The sequence below is a fragment of the Paenibacillus sp. L3-i20 genome (assembly GCF_022180385.2).
Lineage (GTDB): Bacteria > Bacillota > Bacilli > Paenibacillales > Paenibacillaceae > Pristimantibacillus.
The window spans coordinates 2238737-2260166 of record NZ_BQME02000002.1; the positions used below are offsets into that span (position 1 = coordinate 2238737).

A 21430-nucleotide genomic window follows, 5' to 3' on the forward strand; every position below is an offset into this window, starting at 1 on the left:
TTACAATCCCGTCCTTCACTACAAAATCACATTTTCTCGAACTATTATAGCATAGTCTACCTAGAAAAGCGCATCAATCGCCCCGTTAAAAATCAAAAAATCAACGAAAACAACTAAAAACAGAGCATGGATTGGAATTACTCTCCATACTCTGTATCCGCTCATACAACATTCCCTATAATTCATCGTAGGAAACAATAGCCGTAAAGTGAGAGCTGCGCCGAATTCCGTATTAATTCCAGTGCAGTTTTACTTCATTACCCGTTCTAGATGACTCGTAAATCGCATCCAAAATACGGTTATTCGTATAACCTGATAGAGCAGACGTAATAGGCTGCTTATCTTCTCGAATACACTCTACGAAGTGACGAATCATTTGGAAACGATCTTCCTCGCCCTCAAGCGGTGTAATCTCACGTTCAACGACTTCGTTGTCAACATGTGTGACATAAGTGCCCCTATCACCAACGATGGATACTCCACCTTTAGTCCCCATCAAATGAATGAAGGGCTCCTCGGTCAAGCCTGCAGAATGAGCAGCCCAACTTACGTCGAGTGACATTGTAGCACCATTCTCAAGCTTGATCAACGCAGATGCAAGATCCTCTACATCATAGTAGCCTTCCCAATTAGGCGTACCCCAGTTACCGATGCCTTGGCGCTTTGGGCCAAACTCGGCATAAGTCGAACCGTACAGGGATACTGGCTTCGGATTGCCCATTAAATATAGGGACAGATCAAGCATATGAACACCAATATCAATTAATGGGCCGCCGCCAGCTTGGTCCTTACGAGTAAACCAAGAGCCCCAGCCTGGTATCCCTTTTTTACGTAGCCAACCTACTTTTGCATTATAAATATGCCCAACGTCGCCATCATCGATATATTTCTTCACAGCTCGGGATAACCCTCTGAACCGTAATTGGTGCGACATCATAAGTATTTTGTCCGACAGCTCCGCTTGCTCCAAAATAGAAAGAGCCGACTTCGAATCGATTGCCATCGGCTTCTCCAGCAGTACATGCTTTCCACGCTTCAACGCTTCGATTGCAAGGGTTGCATGGTATTGGTTCGGAACTCCAATAACTACTGCATCGATTGATTCGTCTTCTAATAGTTGTTGTGGGTCAGCATGAACAGTAGCTATTCCATGTTCCGCAGCCCGTTGCTCCGCCAAAGGTAAATACGTGTCTGCGACAGCCGTCACCCTTACACCCTCTACCCCAGCAAAGCTGCTCATATGAATATTCCCTATAGCTCCTGCGCCGATAATACCCACATTAATGTATGATTGACTCATCGTTTCGTTATCCCCCTAGTTGTATACACACTTAATATATAATGAATGATTGTGTATTAATGCTCCGTTAATCTCCAAGTTTCTCCATGCGGGAGAATAACGATTCTATCTTCTTTTATAGTTCTTCGGCATCTTTCAGCTTCTAATCGGTCAAGTGCTTCACGAGGCGTATCATCAGCCAGTTTAAATGCTCCGTAGTGCATCGGTACAAACCAACCTGCGCAAGTATCCTCGAAAGCCTGAAGAGCTTCCTCAGGCGTAACATGCTGTGGTCCCATAAACCACTCCGGTTCATAGGCTCCAATCGGCATCAGGGTTACGTCAATGCGGAATCTGCTTCCGATCTCTTTGAAACCGTCGAAATAACCGCTATCGCCTGCAAAATAGATTGTTGGCGAAGCTGATACGATAGGACGTTCCGCAACATGAGACAATTTTTTAGCGCTGACTAGATCTTTTGTTTGTTTAATTGTTTCCTTTAGGCCGTACGATGAAATTGCTGCTTCCCTATAAGGGGATAACGCAGCCTCGGCCTGTTCCTTGCTCGGTACATGTTCTCCGCTATTCTCTATTGTTGATTGCTGCACCTCCATAACAAAGCCGCCCCAATGAGAGAGATTCGTATCCCATGGATTACGACGTGCCCAGTGCTGGGAAGGTACAAAAGTAAACTTAACTCCTCTAACCGTTACAGCTTCCCACCAGTTTAGTTCCTGCACATTCGTAAAGCCCCTTAGTCGCAACTTGGCGCTTAACCCTGCAGGAACGAGTATTTGCTTCGCGCCAGCAAGTTGTCTAAGGGAGCTAATATTTAAATGATCATAATGTGAATGTGAAATGAGGACAATATCGATTGGCGGTACATCCTGAATTGGTATTCCCGGCGGCGACAATCTTTTTTGAAAAGCCATTTGTCCAGCCCATATTGGATCAGTAACAATATTTAAGCCTGCTAGTTGAATAAGAAAAGTAGAATGTCCAATCCACGTTATGGATGGTTGCATGTTGTTTTGATGCAAAAAAAGCACGTCGGGCTCTACATTAGGTACTCTATACGAATAATCCTTCAGCCTTAGCTTACGGATTCGTTCTTTCCGCCACCGCTTGAATTGTTTTAAGGAATTTTGCAGCTTCACCGGATTTTGGTTCACAAATCTTTTTATCCGCAACCTTGCCTTCCTCCAATCCTCTTCCTACCATATATTAAAGATACCAAGTGATAGGTGTGCAATGCAAATGCTACGTATACTTTTGAAGTATTACTGCTTCTCCAATAGTCTACTCACCACTTATGCTTGGCGTTATCGTAGACTGGGATTATCCGCTACTGTCATGGTATAGTAGTGGGATAGCATTAAATAAAGGAGGAATCTTCTCATGAAGCTTATTTCTATAGAGCCGACGCCGAGCCCCAACTCCATGAAGCTTAATTTGGACGAAATGCTCCCACGCGGACAAAGAATTACTTACAAGGCAGCAGAGGCAGAGAATGCCCCAGAACCTCTCAAAGGGTTACTGCTGATCAACGGTGTACGGAGCCTATTCCGTACTGCTGATTTTATCGCACTCGACCGAAAACCTGGAGCAGATTGGGCACGTATTCTTGCTGATACTCGACAATTACTTCAAGGATCAGAGGATGAAGCATCTCCTAAAGATGGTCAAGGTACAATAGCATCAAGCTTCGGCGAAGCACAGGTGCTTGTCCAAATGTTCCGCGGCATTCCGATGCAAGTGAGAGTTCGTATGAACGACAGCGAAGCACGTTCAGCACTCCCAGCTAAATTCGGAGAGGCAGTTGGACGAGCTGCTGGCTCATCGATGATAAGAGAACGCAAGCTTGAAGAGTATGGAGTAAGGTACGGAGAACTGGAAGAAATCGCCGCAGAAATTGTACGTGAACTAGAGGCTTCTTTCACAGAAGAAAGATTAGAAGCACTCATAGCAGCTGCACTACAAGGAGCAGCAGAGCAACAAGAAGAGATCATTGCACTAAGACCTGCTCCGTTATCATTAGAAGATGCGGAGAAACAATTTGCATCGGAAGATTGGCAAATACGTTACGCTGCGCTTGATCGGTATGTCAGCGCTCCAGAAGGTATACCACTGCTAGCGAAAGCTATTCATGACGATAACGTATCCATTCGTAGGCTCGCAGTCATTTATCTCGGCGATCTTCGCTCACAGGAAGCACTCCCGCTTCTATTCGAAGCATTGAAGGATACTTCTACTTCCGTAAGACGGACAGCTGGAGATACATTGTCTGATCTCGGGGATACCGCTGCAATTGGTCCCATGATTGAATCTCTTAAGGACAAAAACAAGCTTGTACGCTGGAGAGCAGCCCGTTTTCTTTATGAAGCAGGTGACGAAACCGCAATCGATGCATTAAAGATCGCAGCCGAGGACGTCGAATTCGAAATTAAACTGCAAGCTCAGATCGCACTAGAGCGTATCCAGCGAGGCGAAGAAGCAGCAGGTTCTGTCTGGCAGCAGATGACAGCTGCCCGCAGCAGCCAAGAGCAATAAACAATAAAGCCGCTTAAGCTGTCTACTACATGGGGGTCGATCCCATGGACAGCCTGAGCGGCTTACTTATTATACCTACTATTCATAATTCAGATGGATATTAACGATTAAGGAATCATCGCTACCGAATGGTTCATAGCTTGCACGGTAGCCTACCGCAACTCCTATTCCTTCAAAAGCTGTCTTTAACACACTTGGAAATTCCGTTCCGTTTGTATAACGGAACTGCAAATGGCTTGTGCGAGCACGAACAGCAGAATGGATCGCATCACGCAGCAGTTCCTCATTGGATACCGTGTTTTCCTCATCAAGCCAGTGTAAGCCAAGCGACAACTTAAGCTTGTTGTATAGTAACGCTTGTACTGCCCCACTACTTGCTTGCAACTCATTTAGCGTATCCAAATAATTTTTGTTAGCAGCAGGATATTGCCTAGTCCACTTATGATCCACACGAAGTTCCTCATCCGTTTTTAAATAATAGGAATAGCGGATTTTGGAGTCTTGGACTCCAACTGGATCATCCCACGTTAAATCAAGGTGATACCAATTGCCGTCAAGTTGAACCATATTCCAAGCATGCTCACCCGTGTTGACAGAACCCTCTGCAATTAATACAGGAATGCCAGCTTTATCGAGCATTCGATACCCTAGCAAAGAATAACCTTGGCAAACCGCTTCCCCTAATGAAACCGCGTTATATGCGGTGTAGTAAGATAATGATTGATCATATTGGACTTCTGTAACGATCCAATCATGGATGGCTTTAATTTTCTCATGGTCGTTCATTCCAGGTTGCAGTATTTGCTTCATTGCTTCGTCTACCTTGCGATCTACTTCAGCCGTTTCTTCCTTGGACTCGCGATATCGAGCTTCTACAGTAATTGTTGAACGATTACCAAAGCTGCGAATCGTATACAAATAAGAATCCAGTATATACGCCGAATAGTCATCATGCCTCAAGGAGGCACGAACAATAGCGGTCATATTATCGGATAGTTTCGTTTTATTACCAGTGAATGTTGCAGAAAATCGTTCGGAACGAGATTGAAAACCAGCAGCTAGCTCCAATACCAATTCCTCATAAGGAACCAGCTCATTCAAAGAACTATCCAACTTATTCAGTTTGATCTCGTCGCCGCCTTCCGTTTTTACACGGTCATCTGGCTCACTAATCGCTGGAAACATGTCCGTATTCGCATATAAACTATATGCGGCAACAACGACTAGCAATAGAACAAACAGCTTAAATGCACCTTTTCGCATACTTTCCCCCTCGACTATCCAACTTCTGGCATGATACGCTCTTATTCCTACCATCATATGCTTGTATACAGGAATGATGCGTAAGGATCAACATTTCTGATTGTATCGTCTCTAGGAGAATTCAGGGCATATGTTCTCTTAGCAAAAGCTAAGTAGTTGATCTATTGCTCTTTGTTGAAAATGATTGTGCGAGGAATGGAAGCACAGCTTCCCAAAATGTACTATCTTGCTCAGAAGCACTATGTCCTTCTGTGTTTACAAATATCGTTTGGATCGTCCCTTCCGGCATTTCACTCGAAAGACTTCTCAGTTCCTCCGAAGTAATAAACGTATCTCCATGTGAATGAATCATGAGGACAGGCTGTTTATTATCAGCAACTGGACCCGCATACTTTCTCAAGATCGATGGAATATGAGCATTACGGAACTGGGCTCTTGATATGTTAGCCCGAAGCAGCCATATCGTTGGGATGAGGTACGCTAATGGAAAAAGAGGCAGCTTTTTTCGTTTCAACTCAGCTTCCATCATCGTATCAAAGTGCACGGGCATAGAATCCGTAATGATCGCATTTACTCGCAGTCCCTCAGCCATAGCAAGCAATGCTCCGAACCCGCCCATAGAATGTCCTAACACGGCGATTCGCTGCGGGTCTATGCCGGTCAGCTTGCGAGCTTCTTTAACAGCAGCAATGACATCATCGCGGAACATGAGTGCTGACGGCGCCTTTATAGATTCGCTTTCACCATGACTTCTAGCATCAAACATGAGGACAGCATAACCCGATTCATACAATGGCTTGGCATAGCGCAGTACACGGGAACGGTTAGATCCCCATCCATGTGCAACTACGACAAGCGGAGTTAGTCCCCTAGTATCATTGTTTAGATTTGAAGGCCGTATCAACCATCCTTCAATCGTAAGCCCACTGCTTTCGAAGACTAATGGATTCCATTCGGCAGCTATTTCGGGCTCCCTTTCATTTGGTACTTTACGAGGTTGTTGGCTTTGAGCTCCCATCCACCATATCAGTGCTACCGCAATCAACAGGATAGCTCCCATAATTAAAACATAGAACCACCATTCCGTTAATATCATTCACACTTCCCCCTTGGGTTTACAAATCATGAACAGCGTCTACGAAAGCCCGTGCTCGTTCTGTAACTAGTTCAAACTTACCTTCTTTAATCCAATCCATTTGAACTAACTTGCCACCCATACCTACAGCATTTGCACCAGCATGGAAATACTCTTTAATATTATGGAGATCTACCCCACCGGTAGCTATAATTGGGATGTTCGCAAGAGGTGCACGTATTTCTTTTAAATAACCAATGCCAAGCGTCCCCATAGGGAATAGCTTAACGGCATCTGCTCCTGCTTTCCAAGCTTTCACCATTTCCGTTGGGGTCATAACACCCGGCCAAACAGCAATGCCGCGTTCCTGTCCATAAGCGATTACAGCTTCATCCAAATTAGGAGATATTAAAAATTGAGCGCCGGCAGCAACTGCCATTTCTGCAGCCTCTACATCAATTACCGTTCCTGCACCGATGAATGCTTCTGATCCAAAAAGAGTGCGCCAGCGTTCAATCATACGAGTGGCACCTTCCGTATTCATCGTAATTTCCATTAAGCGAATACCGCCATCAATGAGTGCTCTTGCCGTATTATCGGCATGACGATCCTCAATACCTCTAAGTATAGCAACAATTTTATGTTCTAATAGCTTATCCAGCATTTCACTCATTCTAATCATCCCTTCATTGACAACTTCACAAGGTTACGTCCAATAATGCTGCAAAATTTTCAAAAATAAGTTCGGGAAAGGCAACTGCTCCATATCTTCCTTTCCAATCCAGCGATACATCAAAGCTTCACCGCTTCTATCCTTAACATCCCTTACTAGGTAAGGCTCCGTTGACTCCGCTGCGAGCAAATGAGAGTGAGATAAAGACTCTTCGCCCAGATCGGTCACGTAAACTCGCATTTTCCAAACGATATGACTAAAAATATGATCCGCATCCATTAGCCAGCTCTTAGGTCTAATCAGCAGTCCAGTATCCTCTTCTATCATACGTCCCAATAGCTCTGCTAGCTGGCTCTGCTCTTTTGGAGCACTGTCGCTGAACCAACCGATCTTATCATCTGCAACTTGAAGATGCGGCAACTCCCACATCTGAGCGAGCAGCCCTGTAGCTGGACGTTGTCTGACGAGAATCTTTCCTTCGTTCTCCCCTTTGCCCAAAACGATTACCGCTGATCGATATTCCTTACGCGGCGCTTTTGCTTTCGTTTTAATTGGCAACTCAAGCTCTTTCCCCATTATTCTCGCTTCACAATGTTCCATCACTGGGCATGGCAGGCAGCTGGGTGATTTGGGGGTGCATACTAATGCTCCAAGCTCCATCAAAGCTTGATTAAAATCACCAGCGGCACCATCAGGTATAAGAGTTACGACCAGCTTCTCAATGCCGACTCTTGTCGCTGGTTTCGCTATGTCGTCCTCCAGACAGAAAAATCTGGATAATACACGCATAACATTTCCATCTACAGCAGGTTCCGGTCGATTGAATGCAATGCTCATTATTGCTCCGCTCGTATATGGACCTACACCCTTTAATTCGGATACAGCAGTTTTGTCATCGGGTATTATACCGTCATACTTCTCCACAACCATCTTTGCGCCTGCTTGCAAGTTCCTTGCTCGTGAATAATAACCAAGTCCTTCCCAGCACTTCAGAACCTCTTCTTCAGGCGCCTCCGCAAGTGTACGAACGGTTGGGAATTTACTCATGAATGTATGATAATACGGTATGACCGTGTCCACTCTAGTTTGCTGCAGCATAATTTCCGACACCCAAATACGATAAGGATCTCGGTTTTTACGCCATGGTAAGTCACGGTTCCCCGATCTATACCATGTCAGCAGTTCTTTACTGAAATATGATTTGGCAACTTGCTCTTTCATTCTCTTCTTCCTACCTCAATTCCCAGTTCCGACATATTTGCACATCCAGTCACACGAATGGCTACAATATCGGTTGTTTGTTCTACGTCTATACTCTATTATACGAATTATAACCCTATTTAACTATGAACAACGTATGAAAAATGGAAGGAGGACTCGCTGTGCCCTCAATACATATTACTTTAAAAACAGTCAAATTGCTTATTGCCACTTTACTTTTACTAACTCTAATCGGATGTGGGGGAGAAAGTCCAGTTAAGAAGTCTGCTGGCAAAGCACTTCAAGACGCCCCTTCAGAAGTCGCAGCACTTTATAAGGCTCAATGTATAAGCTGCCATGGTAGCGAATTACAAGGACGAGTCGGAGCAAATACAAACTTAACGGGAATAGGTTCCCGCATGAGCGAAGACGAGCTTTTGAAGCAAATTCAAAATGGAGAACGTACGATGCCCCCATTCAAGGATACATTGACTTTGGAAGAAATTACTTCATTAGCCGAGTGGCTCTCAACTAAAAAATAATATTGTTATGTTCGTTAAAATGGATGGATAGAACTCCAACAACAAAAAATGCTGTCGGCACTTGAACTGTGACCCACAAGAAAGACACTTTAAAAAAAGTGCCCTTCTTGTGGGTCTTTTGTGTTTTAATCAGAGTAATGGTGAGGGGCGGAATGAAAATATGAGGAATTTGAATCGTAAGTTATTCACTGAAGAGAATAGGAGAAGATTAGAAGCGAATCCAAATGTACAGCATGTATCGGAGACAAACATTGCATACACGCCTGAGTTTAAACTCTCTGCGTTAAGGGCCTACCAAGAAGGGGAAACACCTGTCGAGATATTCCTTAAGGCTGGCTTTGACCTGAGTCTCATCGGTCACAAAAAACCCAAGAATAGTTTAAAACGCTGGCGCGACATATACGCGAAGTTTGGGGAATTAGGGATTCAAGAAGATCGGAGAGGTAAAGGTAGTGGTGGACCAAGGCCCACCACTGACTTGTCTGCAGAAGAAGAATTACACAGAGCGAGAGCCAAAATTAAATTATTAGAAGCTGAGGTAGACTTTCTAAAAAAGCTAGAGGCGCTCGAACGGCAGAAAAAGAAACGTTAACACCTTCCGAGCGCTATGAGATTATTAACCATTCCATCCGAACGCATGGGCTACAGCGTATGACGCGTTTTCTGTGTGAACTTGCTATGGTAAGCACAAGTGGGTATTACAGGTGGGTTAAAGCAGAACCATATCGACAGCTCCGAGCAGCTGATGATGAACAGGACATACAACTCATCAAGCAACACTTTGAAGCATTGCGGGGTAGGGCTGGAGCCCTCGTAATCAAGATGCGTCTGGAGCAAATCAGCGGTGTCATCATGAACCACAAGAAAATTCGTCGTCTTATGCGCAAGTTCAATCTCGTTGCGGAGATCAGACAAGCGAATCCGTATCGGAGAATGGCCAAGGCAACGCAGGAGCATTTGACATGCTCAAATCTTTTGAAGCGTCAGTTTGACCAAGGAGAGCCAGAGAAAGTATTCCTCACCGATATCACATATCTGCGGTATGGAAGCGGCCAATGGGCATATTTTTCGTGTGTAAAGGATGGTGCAACCAGACAAATTCTTGCCGATTACGTCGCTACTACATTAGAGCTACCACTTGTCGAACAAACGATTCATCGCTTGTTGGAACGGCTAGATGGAAATGTTCATCCCGAAGCAATCTTTCACTCTGATCAAGGCATGCACTACACGCATCCTAAGATACAGCTTCAAATCAAGAAAGCTGGATTTAAGCAATCCATGTCCCGTAAAGGTAACTGCTGGGATAATGCTTCGATGGAATCATTCTTTGGGCATATGAAAGATGAGGTTGATTTTAAAGATTGTCAGACTATCAATGAGGTAAGGGCACGTGTAACTGATTACATTGCCTACTACAACTCCGAGCGGTATCAATGGTCGTTAAAAAAGATGACCCCTGACGAATTCAGAGGTCATCTCCTTGCTAGTTAAGACTGAGGGTGTTTATATAAACTGTCTACAATTAGGGTCACAGTTCACACTCAGGGCCAACAGCATTTTTTCATATCACCTCATCACGATGGGGTGATTATTTTATATGTTAGTATCCGATAAATTGTCCGTTCAATTTGGGTGATCTGGCTACATGCAAGACAGCTGGACCGGCATATGTCCAGTTTGTCTCCCCCATCTGTGGATGGGTCGGAAACAAATCACCACGAATGAGAAGTAAATCATCTCCCCAATCATCGCAATACAATCCATCATACTGCACCATATGTCCTGTTTTAAACCGGCGCTTTACCCGTTGCTCCCGAAGTTCTCTCATAGTCATGCTCCTTCCACCGCATACTTCTACTATCTAATACATTCCAAGTATGGGCGAAAGGTGACTATATAATGCGTTCTACGACAGCAAAGGCGGAGGCAATATCACGTTCATGAGTTATCGTTATGTGTATGCGAACAGTGTTAGGGTCCATTTTCAATCGTTGCCATGCTCCATCGCTTAATTTGCAACTAGGCTTACCAACTTCATCACGAATAATATCGATATCTTGAAAACCGAGACAAGTCCCAATACCACAACCAAATGCTTTTGATACGGATTCCTTTGCCGCAAATCGTCCAGCCACATATTGATGAAGACGGGCCCCGCGATAAGTCGCGGCAATTGCCCTTTCGCTCTCTGTCAATATTCGCAATATGAAACGTTCCGCAATTTTCCCTTCTAACATCTCAGCCACTCGATGAACAGCTGATAAATCATGTCCAATGCCAATAATCACACGAACACCTGCCTTTTCCTTGATGGTGACATTAGCAGATGGTCGTGAGGTTGTCAACAATTACATCCTAGTATTCAGCCGGATAACCTTTATTCTTTTTTGCTACTGCGCTCAAAATGATGGGTTTCTCCTGTTGAATCTGTAACATCCACTGTCAACATACCGGTGTCGGCAGCAGTGAAGAAGGTTCCTTCTCCTTCATAGTTATACTTCGTAAATCCAGGGAATGAATACGGCTCATTTTGTAGCGGTACAGGCTGAACCGGCATTACAACTTTGCTAGTACTAGCCTTATTACTTGATCCGCCCCCATCTTTGATGAGAGCAACGTTAACTGTTTGTGGAGCTTCAAGATTCTCCGGCAGCCATACGCTCAGTCGAACGACTTGAACATCGCTATCATCCTTTGGATCTACCCTTAACGTCATATGAGCTTTTTCACCCATAACATGCCAATAGATCGGCTCCATACCAGGCGTCGCACTAACTTGTGGTGGAGGAGAAGTTGTAGATAACCAGCCAGCTAAAACAATTAACCCAACAGCCATCACGATTTCTGCCCGAACACCAATAATTAATGCCCTCGTGCCTTGAGCTGCAGATCGCAGCTTGCGATGTAGTGCTGCAATACCAACAATAAGCAGCAATAAGATGGATTTAGCTAGGGCTAACTTGCCATATTCACTCTTCCAAAGCTGTTCCAATGCCGTAAGTTGATCAGCCGTCAGCCATATACCGCTTATTACGATTACAACAATGCTGGATACCGCCCATTTCGAAAATCGCTCCGCTGTCACATGCAATTGCTCGATGCTATTCCGATCATAAGTAAGCGACCAAATACCTGCTAAACCACCCACCCAAATTACGGCGGCAGCCATATGAATGCAGTGAGCGACAATTGCTGCTCCACCTTCAGATATCGATGCGTAGGCATGACCCGTAAGCGGGAATGTAACTACAGTTACTACTGCAATACCTATTTTCAACGGATTTGCCCATATGCCATCCCTTTGCGGAGCAAATGCCAAAATGAATATTAGTATTGCTGCTGCCGGTCTAAGTAGTGCGACATGCCCTACCATCGTTGATGTAACTATTGTGCTCCACGGGATGCCGCCAAACTGCTCTACTAACATGTTGATTCGGTAACATCCCGATGCAAACCAAATCAATGCGGCAACTATCATAACGATACGTTCTGCCCCTAATGTAAAACCCTTTGGAGATTTCGCTTCTTTATCTCTCCAAAGAACGTAGCGGAAAAATAATGAAGCGCCTAATAATATGCCTGCAACAACATCCCATATACGAAGCACTACCATCAAGCGTTGACCGCCTGAATGATCATGTTCTTGTGATTCATCCAGAGACTCTGCACTTGCTCCCAAAGCAATGCCTTCGCCTTCCATTTCAAATCCGTAATAAGCATCCGCTGAGACGAAGCCAGGCAAACATGCCCACAACATAACTAATATGCTAATGTAAACGTAACGTTTCTTCATAAGCAGCCCTTTGTACAAAATCCCATTTCAAAATTAACCTCCATTAGATACAGACAGTAGTACTTATACTATCATTGACTAAACAACTCGACATGACTCGAACGGGCTATATAGGGTGAAACAAATGTGAACTAACTGATTCATCGCCACTTACCAATATGCGGCCATATTTCAATATATGTTTTAATTGACTTGTTTTGGACGCTCAAAAAAGCCGTTCTAAGATACATGTATCTTAAAACGGCTTAATGTATGAGGAACATTAGATACCCGGAATCGGGGATCTTTTATGCTCCGTTTTTAAATATTGCTTTTCCAGCTTCTCACGGACTGCATCGGCTATTTCTTTGCCCTCTAGGTAATCACTGTTATCATCATATTTGATGCCAAGCTCATCTTCATCCGTTTGGCCTTCCCAAAGCCCAGCAGTTGGTGCTTTGTGCAGCACACTGTCGGGTACTCCGATATGTGCGCCTATGAGCCGAACTTGACGCTTGTTGAGTGTGCTGAGTGGAGTTATATCTACAGCTCCATCTCCCCACTTTGTATAAAAGCCTGTAATAGCTTCGGATGCATGATCGGTGCCAACTACTAGCAAATTCAAATCGAACGCTAGCGCGTATTGCATGACCATACGTGTTCTTGCCTTGACATTACCTTTGCCGCCGCGACTAATATGACGGTGGATACCTAGCTTTTTGAAGCTATGTTCTACCTCAATCGCCATTTCGTCTACAGCTTCTCCAATATTTGTCTCCACCTTATGCGTAAGAGCAAATGCTTCCGCAACCGCATAGCTGTCCGAAATATCGGATTGCTCAGCATATGGCTGGAATACTCCCAGCGTCATATATTCCTTGCCAGTTTCCGCACTCAGTTCATCCGTCGCGCGCTTGCACAAACCAGCAGCAACCGCACTATCGAGACCTCCACTAATTGCAATGAGCAGACCTGTTGTACCGGAATTCAGTACATAATTTTTCAAGAAATCTACCCGCTTGCGTACTTCCACCTCTGGATCAATTGAAGGCTTCACACCGAGACGTTCAATAATTTGCTCTTGTAATGTCATATGGCAGCTCCTATTAAACGCAATATTTATCGAATGCTTCAGTCAGATCAGCAGCAATATCAGCTGCAGAACGATTCTCGATTTGATGACGCTCAATGAAATGAACTAACTCTCCATTTTTCATCAAAGCGATGGAAGGTGATGATGGAGGGTACGGTGCAAAATATTCACGAGCTTTTGCTGTTGCTTCTTTATCTTGTCCTGCAAACACTGTAAACAATTTATTAGGTGTAACAGAATGTTGCAAAGCTTGAGCAACGCCTGGACGACATTGACCAGCTGCACATCCACATACCGAATTGACAACGATGAGTGCAGTACCTTCTTCATTCGGAACGTTAGCTTCTACATCTTCTGGTGTACGAAGCTCCTCAATACCTAATTTTGTAAGATCATCACGCATTGGTTGAACCATATCTACCATATATCTTTCAAATGACATCGACATGTTGACACACTCCTTTAATATCTTGAATTTAGCTTATATTATACCGTTCCTTACGAAAAGAAAGCAACCAAAGTCATTTCTTTGATTGCTTTCTTAACTTTGTGCCACTTTGGAATAGGAATACTCCATATCATCAACACTACTATGTACTTTTTCAATTTTTGATATCTTAAAAGTAATAATAAAAGTTGTCCCAATTCCTTCCACGCTTTTTATATCTATTCGTCCCTGATGGCGCTCAGCGATACTTAAGCAAAGAGGTAAGCCTAATCCAGTTCCATTTGATTTGGTTGTAAAAAAAGGCTCAAATAAGTTCACCATCTTATCTTGCGGTATCCCGATCCCATTATCCGAAATATGTATACTGACTTCTCCCTCAGTATGATGTGTGGCAATTCGGAGGATTCCCTTCTCTCGCATTGCCTCCATCCCGTTTCTCGCAATGTTAAGCAACATTTGCTTCACTTCTCGATCGTTCAACATCAAAGGCGGCAGCTCAGGGCACAAATCAACTTCTACTGTTTGTCCCCTCATATTCGCATCTGCTTGCAGTAATGGAACAAGCTCGTTAATACTTGCATTCAGCGATGTGGACTCCATCTTAAGCTTCCTATTTTGGGCAAGAGACAGAAAGTCGTTAATGATAAGATTAGTCCGATCCAGTTCATTCAATATAATTTTGAAGTATTCATAGTGGTTCTGCGGGCTTCGTTCTTGTATGAGCTGTACAAATCCTCGAATGACCGCCATTGGATTGCGTATTTCATGTGTTATACTTGCAGCCATTTGTCCAACAAGGCTGAGTCTTTCCATCCGTCCAATCTCTACACGGAGTCGACTAAGCTCGGTCGCATCCTGCGCAATTAATACAGCTCCTGATACGTCATTGTTGGTCATATCACGCAAAGTTACATTGGTGTAAAATACCATTTTTTGATCATCCGTATTCGTTAGCGTAGTATTCGCTTTGTCATGCAATGCTTTATCATGTAATGCTTGTTCTAGAAGTTTGGAACTAATATTGCTTTCCTTCGATCCAAGGGCATCTCTGTAATGAACGTTCTTTAATTCATCTACACTTGAATAATTGTTTTGCAAACTAAGAAGATTCAAACACTCTTCATTTACGTGCGTAATAATACCCTCTTGATCTACAATCATAACAGCCAGTGGAGCTCTATCTATAAATTGTTGTAACTTTTCGGCTTCGTTCCTATAACTGGAAGATAACTGTTTTACTTTAAAAAGAAGTTGCTGCTTCTCACTAATATTTTCAATGATATAGATTGAGAGCCAGCTAGCCAAAATAAGTCCAACTACCGAAACTAAAAAGTGCATTGTGATTTCTGATAGGAGCTGGACATTTTTCTGCGACATAAATATGATCGTACTGATGAGCAGATATATACCCAAAACGCTAATAAGAACAATACCTATATTTTTTTTGCGAGCTGCAGGAACTGCCTTATAAGAGTTACTGATAACAAGTAAAATAGCTGTAACAATTATAATAAAAATAATAAATAATATTTTTTCGCTGAGACCTACTATTGTTACAACGTGCAGACCTGCATATAACAGGGTTAGCCCAATGATAGCTCTATAACCACCGTAAAGTGAACCAATCAGATATGGAACAAGGCGAAAATCGACCTCGTTTTGATGAATTACTGAGGTGGTCAACATACATAGAACGATAGATATACCACTCATTATTGCAATAAAATTCTCGAAACCCTTCCAGCTATGCTCCTTATTATGCAAAAGAAGAAAAGTAAATACTGGTAAGACGGATAAGAAAAATTGGAGTAGTAAATCCTTTATCAATATAGGCTTAGCCTCCTTCTAGAAACATGAATCGTGCTATTATGGAAGCTTTACATTCAACCAGTTAACAATTTTGCTTACTGCCTCGTCACCATTTGTATCGTTATGAAGTTCATGCAGCCCACCTTCAATAGATTCCCAATCACATTGTTCACCTAGGCTAATTCCGAGTTGCTTACTTGCTTCATAAGAAGTGACACGATCACCAGTCCCATGCATAAGCAGCAATGGTACATGAAGATCCCTGCTATGTTGAAGAGCCCATTCACCTGCGGCCTGAACCTCGATATACGTTTTTGGAGTGATTGTTGTATGATTAAGCGGATCATCACTAAGCGGAGCGATATTGAGCTTGCTTGGACGATACAAATCTTCTTGTTTCAAAGGTGTAGACATAGGTAGGCTCGGCAAAACAACAGCTACCCCACGTCCAACCCATTCTTTGATCGCAGATGGTTTAAATGCAAGTCGCAGCCAAGGGCTGGCAAGAATTAATCCCGAAATTTCTGGCTTATGTCTAAGTGCGCAATTGAGTGCGATATTTCCACCCATACTGTGTCCATATAAAAACATCTCAAGATTAGGATGTCTATTGCTAGCTTCCTTCATAACGCGGATCGTGTCATCCAATGCAGCGCTCAGCGAAATCATATGTCCACGCTTTCCTTCCGATCGACCATGACCCTGATGATCAAACGCAACTACGATATAACCTGCATCGGTTAATTGCTTGGCTACAAATTGATAACGTTCTCCATGCTCTCCATGTCCATGACAAATGACGACAATCGCTCTAGAGGTCTGATCCACTGGCAGCCACTCCCTCACATAAACCCTCTTGGCACCAGCACCTAATGTTTCCCATTCTTCACGCAACATTACTTATCCATCTCCTTGCCCGAGTATAATAATTAAATTATACTTTAAACCATGAAATTGAATACAGAAAATGTTGCAGGAATATAATCGATTTTGTAGGAGTATGAAAATGAACTATGATGTAATTGTAGTGGGAGCCGGTTCATCCGGACTAATGGCAAGTGTATCAGCAGGCGAGTACGGCGCCAAAGTACTGCTTTTGGATAAAGGAGACAAGCTAGGACGTAAGCTTGGCATTTCTGGTGGCGGCCGTTGTAATGTTACTAACGCAAAGGAACCTGATGAACTAATCAAAAATATTCCAGGAAACGGAAAGTATTTATACAGTCCCTTTGCTGTATTTAATAATCGAGATATTATGAGTTTCTTTGAAGGTCTCGGTATTCGGCTGAAAGAAGAAGACAATGGACGCATGTTTCCAGTAAGTGATAAAGCTAAAACTGTAGTCGATGCTTTAGTTAATAAGGTTCGTGCGCTTGGAGTAGACATTTCTGTCAACAGCCCCGTTGAGAAAGTGATTTATGAAAATGGCAGTGCTGTAGGTGTTAAACTGAAATCGGGTAAAACTATTCGTGCAGGAGCTGTCATCGTAGCAGTAGGCGGTAAATCTGTTCCGCAAACTGGTTCAACAGGTGACGGATATAGTTGGGCAGAGCAGGCAGGGCACTCTATCGTAGATCTCTTTCCGACAGAAGTACCGCTGACATCTAACGATTCTTTCATTCGCAGTAAAGAGCTGCAAGGGCTCTCCCTGCGAAATGTTTCCTTATCCATCTGGAACGCAAAAGGCAAAAAGGTCATTCAACATGATGGAGATATGATCTTCACTCACTTTGGTATATCTGGTCCTATTGCGCTGCGCTGCAGCCAATTTGTAGTTAAAGGACTAAAGCAAAGCGGTGCTGAGTCCGTTAAAGCAACGATTGATCTTTCACCCGATTTATCTGCTGATGAAGTGTTTAACCAAACATTAGAGTTATGCAAAATTGACTCTCGCAAAAGTATAAAAAATGTGCTCAAAGGTTATTTTCCAGAAAAGCTTATCCCCTTATTGCTCCAGCAATCTGGGCTCCAAGAGCATGTAACTTACGATAATATTCCTAAGCAAGCTTGGTTAGAGTTGGCCCGGATTTCTAAAGCTTTCCCCGTCATGATAAACGGAACATTGTCTATTGAAGAAGCTTTTGTTACTGGGGGCGGGGTTAACCTTAAGGAAATAGATCCGAAGTCGATGCAGTCAAAGCTCATGAACAACTTATATTTCTGTGGGGAAATATTAGACATCCACGGCTACACCGGCGGATATAACATAACTGCTGCCTTCACAACTGGTTATAATGCTGGTAAACATGCGGCAGAGAATAAGTTGTCGTGAGTACAATAAGAGGAATCAGTTTTGAACTGATAACAATGATTTTAGAACGAGGTTATCTGTATGGTAATTAGTCTATTCATTCCACCGTTCATCCTAGGTGTTCCTCTAGATATGTAAACATAAAAATGACGTGCCGGTTGGCACGTCATTTTTTGCATTGTTTACGACATTTGCTACTCGAAACTTAATCTTTTGATTACGTAGTGAACGTGAACTTCTATTGGCGTGTTTTTAGATATGAACATCGCCAGCTAAATGATTGTACTCCTCCGGGTCAGGCAGAAACTCATTAGCATCATTCGCCTTGGCATTCCAATTATGAAGTTCCTCTTCATACACCAAGTCCTCATTAACGACATGAGCAGGAATCGTTATTGCATTAAGCGCATAAGTCGTATTTGTAATAGCTTCTGCCGCAATATGCGTCTGCTCCACCAATTGACCGCCATGAGATTGGGCAATTTCGAGTGCTGATGTCAAATCACTGCCTTCAATATGAATATGCAAGCGACTATTGTTATGCATAACGGGCTCATAACCAAGCTCCTGCAGCATATTGCTTGCTAAATCAGCACTTTTGCTATCACTAAAGTCGAACAATATAGCTGATTGTTGTGACAAAAAACATCTCCCTTTCAGTAACTATTCCATTGTGTTCAATAGTTCTGCTTTTAGCATGCCAACATACTAGGGAAAACATTACTGCTTATTAACAATCTGAGCTATTTTTTATTGCATCACTTATATTTTTAATTCCGCATGTTTGATTCCCGAAGATTCGATTTGGATAGTCGTATGCTGGAGCTGGAACTTATCTTCTAGAAGTTTTATCGCTTGTTGCAATATAAGCTGACTATCTGAGCCATCTTCAATACGCAGATGACAGGTCAATGAGTCAATTCCAGATGTTACGGTCCAAATATGCAAATCATGCACATCAAGAACACCATCGATTGCAAGTAAATCAGTATTCACCTTATCCGAATCTATCGTATCAGGAGTCCCTTCCATCAGGATATGAATCGTCGATCTAATAATTCCCCAAGCACCCTTCAAAATTAACAAGGCAACTACAACACTAATGATTGGATCAGCGATATACCACGAAAATAATTGCATGAGCAAACCTGCTACTATCGCACCAACTGAACCAAGAGCGTCCCCAATAACATGTAAGTAAGCGCTCCTTACGTTTAGATTGCCTTTCACGTCACTCTTGCGCATAAGAAACCATGCACTTGCAAGATTTGCTAAAAGTCCAATACTAGCAATGATCATCATGGAACCGCTGGCTACTGTCGGAGGTTCACTAAACCTTTCGACAGCCTCTGCAATAATAAATCCTGCGATAACAAATAATGTAACGCCATTAAGCAATGCAGCTAACACTTCAAAGCGATGATATCCAAATGTTTTTTTGCGAGTAGCAGCTTTGGCAGCAAGAAACATAGCAGCTAAACTAAGTGCTAGTGCCCCAGCATCGCTAAGCATATGACCCGAATCTGACAACAATGCAAGTGAATTAGTAATCAACCCACCAAAAAATTCAAGAAACATAATACCAGATGTAATAATCAGTGCGATTAATAAACCTGCCTTATTATTCGGACCATGATGATGGTGATGGCCATGACCGTGATGATGACCATGGTGACCATGGCTATGGCCGTGACTATGGTTATGACCAGAATGATCGGACCCGTGTGTAGTTAACCCGCTGCGATCAGATTCATGATCGCCATGCTTACAGTTCTCATGTCCGTGCTCGTGTTTATTACTCATACTATTTCCTCCTGCCTTTAACTTAGGTTCGATTACAACATATGAACACATGCTCATATGTATTATATGGTATCAATTCCCTTTGTGCAACTGCTATTTATTAATCCCCTGTTTCTGCCTTAGGATACACCTGGAATCGATATTCATCTTTAACCTATTCCCATGGAGAGTGACGTTGCTACATTTTCTACAGAGCAAAAAGACCATATTATTCGTTCACACACTCTACTAAGAGTTGTGAACGATTAACATAGTCTTTTAATTGTACTATTCTCATTTAATTCTATATGCTATCCATGCTTTAGATGCTGAAGAGTGAGAACGATTAGCTGCTCTACATGATCATCATCCAAAGAATAAAATACGGTCTTGCCCACTTTACGACGCTTCACAATTCGCATATTTCGCAGCAGCCTTAATTGATGAGAAATGGCAGACTGACCCATCACGAGCACTTCAGTCAAATCATGTACACATAGCTCTGATTGAAGAAGTGCATGAATAATACGTATCCGTGTCGGATCGCCCAGAGCTTTGAATAGATCAGAAAGCTCTACAGCAGTTGTATCATCGATAAGTTTACCTCTAACTGTTGCAATATCCACTTGTGTCCCTGCACATGTATCCTCACATGAAGCAGAAGCTACTCCAATATCTACATTATCCATCTTTCACCCCACCAAACCTGTACTGTTTAAAGCCCATTATAGCACGATGTCCAAATGATTTCGTACAAATGATATTTTATCTTCAAAAAGCTTTCCCCAAGCGTAAACGGCTAAAGCCGTCCTTTGGAGGCTTAGTTTTCGTTTCGCGAAGAAATATAAGCCTCTTATAAGATTAAAAACTTATAAGTTCTTATATTTTAAAAAAGCAGATTGAACACTATGAATTGTACTTATCTATTATTAAATGGTAGAATCAGCTATTTACCGCATACATAATCAACTAGATCAGTCTCAGGAGGAAAAGATGACAGGAAAAACACATCTTGCAATTGGGGCAGCTATTGGAGCTGCTTCAGCAATCTATTATTCATCCGATCTTGGCGAAATGGCTCTTTTTATCGGGGTCGCGGGATTTTCAGCATTATGTGCAGATCTTGATGGTCCAAGCATGCTCACAAGCAAACTAACGAAGCTCAGCAAACGGATTCGCGAATTTTCACTATGGGGAGCCGTATTGTATCTCATTTTGATCACATACTTCTTCTTATCCGGTAAGACCATCTCGCCAATTATAGCTGGAGGCAGCTTTGCAGCTGTTCTAGCTGGTTTAGTTATGAAACAAGGATTTGTACGAAATGCACTTGTTAGCATCGTTGGTCTATATCTCATCTATCATGGATTTTCTCACGAGCAAACGTGGTTAATGGGACTTGGATTATTTGTAGGCTGGGCGCCTTGGCTCAAACATAGAGGTATGACACATACACTGTGGATCATCCCGTTTTGGGGATGGATTGGATGGGGACTTGAGCAGGAGCTTGGAGTAACCGGATTAGGAGTAACTGCAATGCTAGGCTACATTTCCCACCTCGTAGCAGATACCCTTACGCCAAGCGGCGTAAAGTGGCTGTACCCTTTAACAAAAAAATCATTTAAACTGCGCCTAAAGTAAAAATACCTGTGCTCCTACACCACTTGGTGCTGGAGCACAGGTATATCGA

General features: G+C 43.0%; 22 protein-coding genes. 6 read left to right on the plus strand and 16 right to left on the minus strand.

Annotated features, from left to right (window positions below):
• Positions 1-232 precede the first annotated feature (232 nt).
• Both MFF31_RS24190 and MFF31_RS24195 read right to left on the minus strand, forming a co-directional pair.
• Positions 233-1300: a Gfo/Idh/MocA family protein gene (locus tag MFF31_RS24190; protein ID WP_238191721.1), complete on the minus strand. Its 1068-nt coding sequence runs from the start codon at positions 1298-1300 to the stop codon at positions 233-235.
• A gap of 56 nt (positions 1301-1356) precedes the next feature.
• Positions 1357-2469 (minus strand): MBL fold metallo-hydrolase, encoded by a 1113-nt coding sequence (locus MFF31_RS24195; RefSeq protein WP_238191722.1) that lies wholly within the window; start codon positions 2467-2469, stop codon positions 1357-1359.
• Between the two features lie 208 nt (positions 2470-2677).
• On the opposite strand from MFF31_RS24195, the gene MFF31_RS24200 reads away from it, so the two are divergent.
• Positions 2678-3829: a virulence factor gene (locus MFF31_RS24200; protein WP_238191723.1), complete on the plus strand. Its 1152-nt coding sequence runs from the start codon at positions 2678-2680 to the stop codon at positions 3827-3829.
• A 78-nt stretch (positions 3830-3907) separates the two neighbouring features.
• On the opposite strand, the gene MFF31_RS24205 is transcribed toward MFF31_RS24200, so the two are convergent.
• The 4 genes from MFF31_RS24205 to mutY form a co-directional block, all read right to left on the minus strand.
• Entirely contained in the window at positions 3908-5092 is a 1185-nt protein-coding gene (locus tag MFF31_RS24205; protein WP_238191725.1) for a transglutaminase domain-containing protein, read from the minus strand.
• A 148-nt stretch (positions 5093-5240) separates the two neighbouring features.
• The gene (locus MFF31_RS24210; RefSeq protein ID WP_238191726.1) at positions 5241-6188 is read right to left on the minus strand and encodes an alpha/beta hydrolase; all 948 of its coding nucleotides are present in this window, start codon (positions 6186-6188) and stop codon (positions 5241-5243) included.
• A 19-nt stretch (positions 6189-6207) separates the two neighbouring features.
• Positions 6208-6840, minus strand: coding sequence for a bifunctional 4-hydroxy-2-oxoglutarate aldolase/2-dehydro-3-deoxy-phosphogluconate aldolase (locus MFF31_RS24215; protein ID WP_238191728.1), 633 nt, complete (start codon positions 6838-6840; stop codon positions 6208-6210).
• 33 nt (positions 6841-6873) lie between these two features.
• Positions 6874-8061: an A/G-specific adenine glycosylase gene (gene mutY / locus MFF31_RS24220; RefSeq protein ID WP_238191730.1), complete on the minus strand. Its 1188-nt coding sequence runs from the start codon at positions 8059-8061 to the stop codon at positions 6874-6876.
• A 161-nt stretch (positions 8062-8222) separates the two neighbouring features.
• Here mutY and MFF31_RS25275 point away from each other — a divergent pair, with 161 nt between their 5' ends.
• The 3 genes from MFF31_RS25275 to MFF31_RS24235 all read left to right on the plus strand — a co-directional run bounded on the left by MFF31_RS25275 (position 8223) and on the right by MFF31_RS24235 (position 10076).
• Positions 8223-8582: a c-type cytochrome gene (locus tag MFF31_RS25275; protein ID WP_282570587.1), complete on the plus strand. Its 360-nt coding sequence runs from the start codon at positions 8223-8225 to the stop codon at positions 8580-8582.
• A gap of 160 nt (positions 8583-8742) precedes the next feature.
• A complete protein-coding gene (locus MFF31_RS24230; protein ID WP_238191093.1) occupies positions 8743-9174 on the plus strand; it encodes an HTH domain-containing protein in 432 nt (143 codons plus the stop codon).
• A 35-nt stretch (positions 9175-9209) separates the two neighbouring features.
• Positions 9210-10076, plus strand: coding sequence for an IS3 family transposase (locus MFF31_RS24235; RefSeq protein WP_238192240.1), 867 nt, complete (start codon positions 9210-9212; stop codon positions 10074-10076).
• A 109-nt stretch (positions 10077-10185) separates the two neighbouring features.
• On the opposite strand, the gene MFF31_RS24240 is transcribed toward MFF31_RS24235, so the two are convergent.
• The 7 genes from MFF31_RS24240 to MFF31_RS24270 form a co-directional block, all read right to left on the minus strand.
• Positions 10186-10413: a hypothetical protein gene (locus tag MFF31_RS24240; protein WP_238191732.1), complete on the minus strand. Its 228-nt coding sequence runs from the start codon at positions 10411-10413 to the stop codon at positions 10186-10188.
• Between the two features lie 64 nt (positions 10414-10477).
• Entirely contained in the window at positions 10478-10930 is a 453-nt protein-coding gene (acpS, locus tag MFF31_RS24245; RefSeq protein ID WP_282570589.1) for a holo-ACP synthase, read from the minus strand.
• Between the two features lie 32 nt (positions 10931-10962).
• A complete protein-coding gene (locus tag MFF31_RS24250; RefSeq protein ID WP_238191734.1) occupies positions 10963-12378 on the minus strand; it encodes a copper resistance D family protein in 1416 nt (471 codons plus the stop codon).
• 262 nt (positions 12379-12640) lie between these two features.
• On the minus strand, positions 12641-13450 hold the full coding sequence (gene nadE / locus MFF31_RS24255; RefSeq protein WP_238191736.1) for an ammonia-dependent NAD(+) synthetase: 810 nt from the start codon (positions 13448-13450) through the stop codon (positions 12641-12643).
• A 13-nt stretch (positions 13451-13463) separates the two neighbouring features.
• On the minus strand, positions 13464-13898 hold the full coding sequence (locus tag MFF31_RS24260) for a BrxA/BrxB family bacilliredoxin (RefSeq protein WP_238191738.1): 435 nt from the start codon (positions 13896-13898) through the stop codon (positions 13464-13466).
• A 93-nt stretch (positions 13899-13991) separates the two neighbouring features.
• Complete coding sequence (locus MFF31_RS24265; RefSeq protein ID WP_238191740.1) at positions 13992-15725, minus strand: two-component system sensor histidine kinase NtrB; 1734 nt, start codon at positions 15723-15725, stop codon at positions 13992-13994.
• A 39-nt stretch (positions 15726-15764) separates the two neighbouring features.
• Positions 15765-16604, minus strand: coding sequence for an alpha/beta hydrolase (locus MFF31_RS24270; protein WP_238191741.1), 840 nt, complete (start codon positions 16602-16604; stop codon positions 15765-15767).
• Positions 16605-16713: 109 nt separating this feature from the next.
• Here MFF31_RS24270 and MFF31_RS24275 point away from each other — a divergent pair, with 109 nt between their 5' ends.
• Positions 16714-17979: a BaiN/RdsA family NAD(P)/FAD-dependent oxidoreductase gene (locus MFF31_RS24275; RefSeq protein ID WP_238191742.1), complete on the plus strand. Its 1266-nt coding sequence runs from the start codon at positions 16714-16716 to the stop codon at positions 17977-17979.
• 231 nt (positions 17980-18210) lie between these two features.
• Here MFF31_RS24275 and MFF31_RS24280 read toward each other — a convergent pair whose 3' ends face one another.
• The 3 genes from MFF31_RS24280 to MFF31_RS24290 all read right to left on the minus strand — a co-directional run bounded on the left by MFF31_RS24280 (position 18211) and on the right by MFF31_RS24290 (position 20429).
• The gene (locus MFF31_RS24280; RefSeq protein ID WP_238191743.1) at positions 18211-18600 is read right to left on the minus strand and encodes a hypothetical protein; all 390 of its coding nucleotides are present in this window, start codon (positions 18598-18600) and stop codon (positions 18211-18213) included.
• Positions 18601-18720: 120 nt separating this feature from the next.
• Entirely contained in the window at positions 18721-19761 is a 1041-nt protein-coding gene (locus MFF31_RS24285; RefSeq protein ID WP_238191744.1) for a cation diffusion facilitator family transporter, read from the minus strand.
• Between the two features lie 290 nt (positions 19762-20051).
• Positions 20052-20429: an ArsR/SmtB family transcription factor gene (locus tag MFF31_RS24290; RefSeq protein ID WP_238191745.1), complete on the minus strand. Its 378-nt coding sequence runs from the start codon at positions 20427-20429 to the stop codon at positions 20052-20054.
• Between the two features lie 304 nt (positions 20430-20733).
• On the opposite strand from MFF31_RS24290, the gene MFF31_RS24295 reads away from it, so the two are divergent.
• Complete coding sequence (locus MFF31_RS24295; RefSeq protein ID WP_238191746.1) at positions 20734-21381, plus strand: metal-dependent hydrolase; 648 nt, start codon at positions 20734-20736, stop codon at positions 21379-21381.
• Positions 21382-21430: the final 49 nt, after the last annotated feature.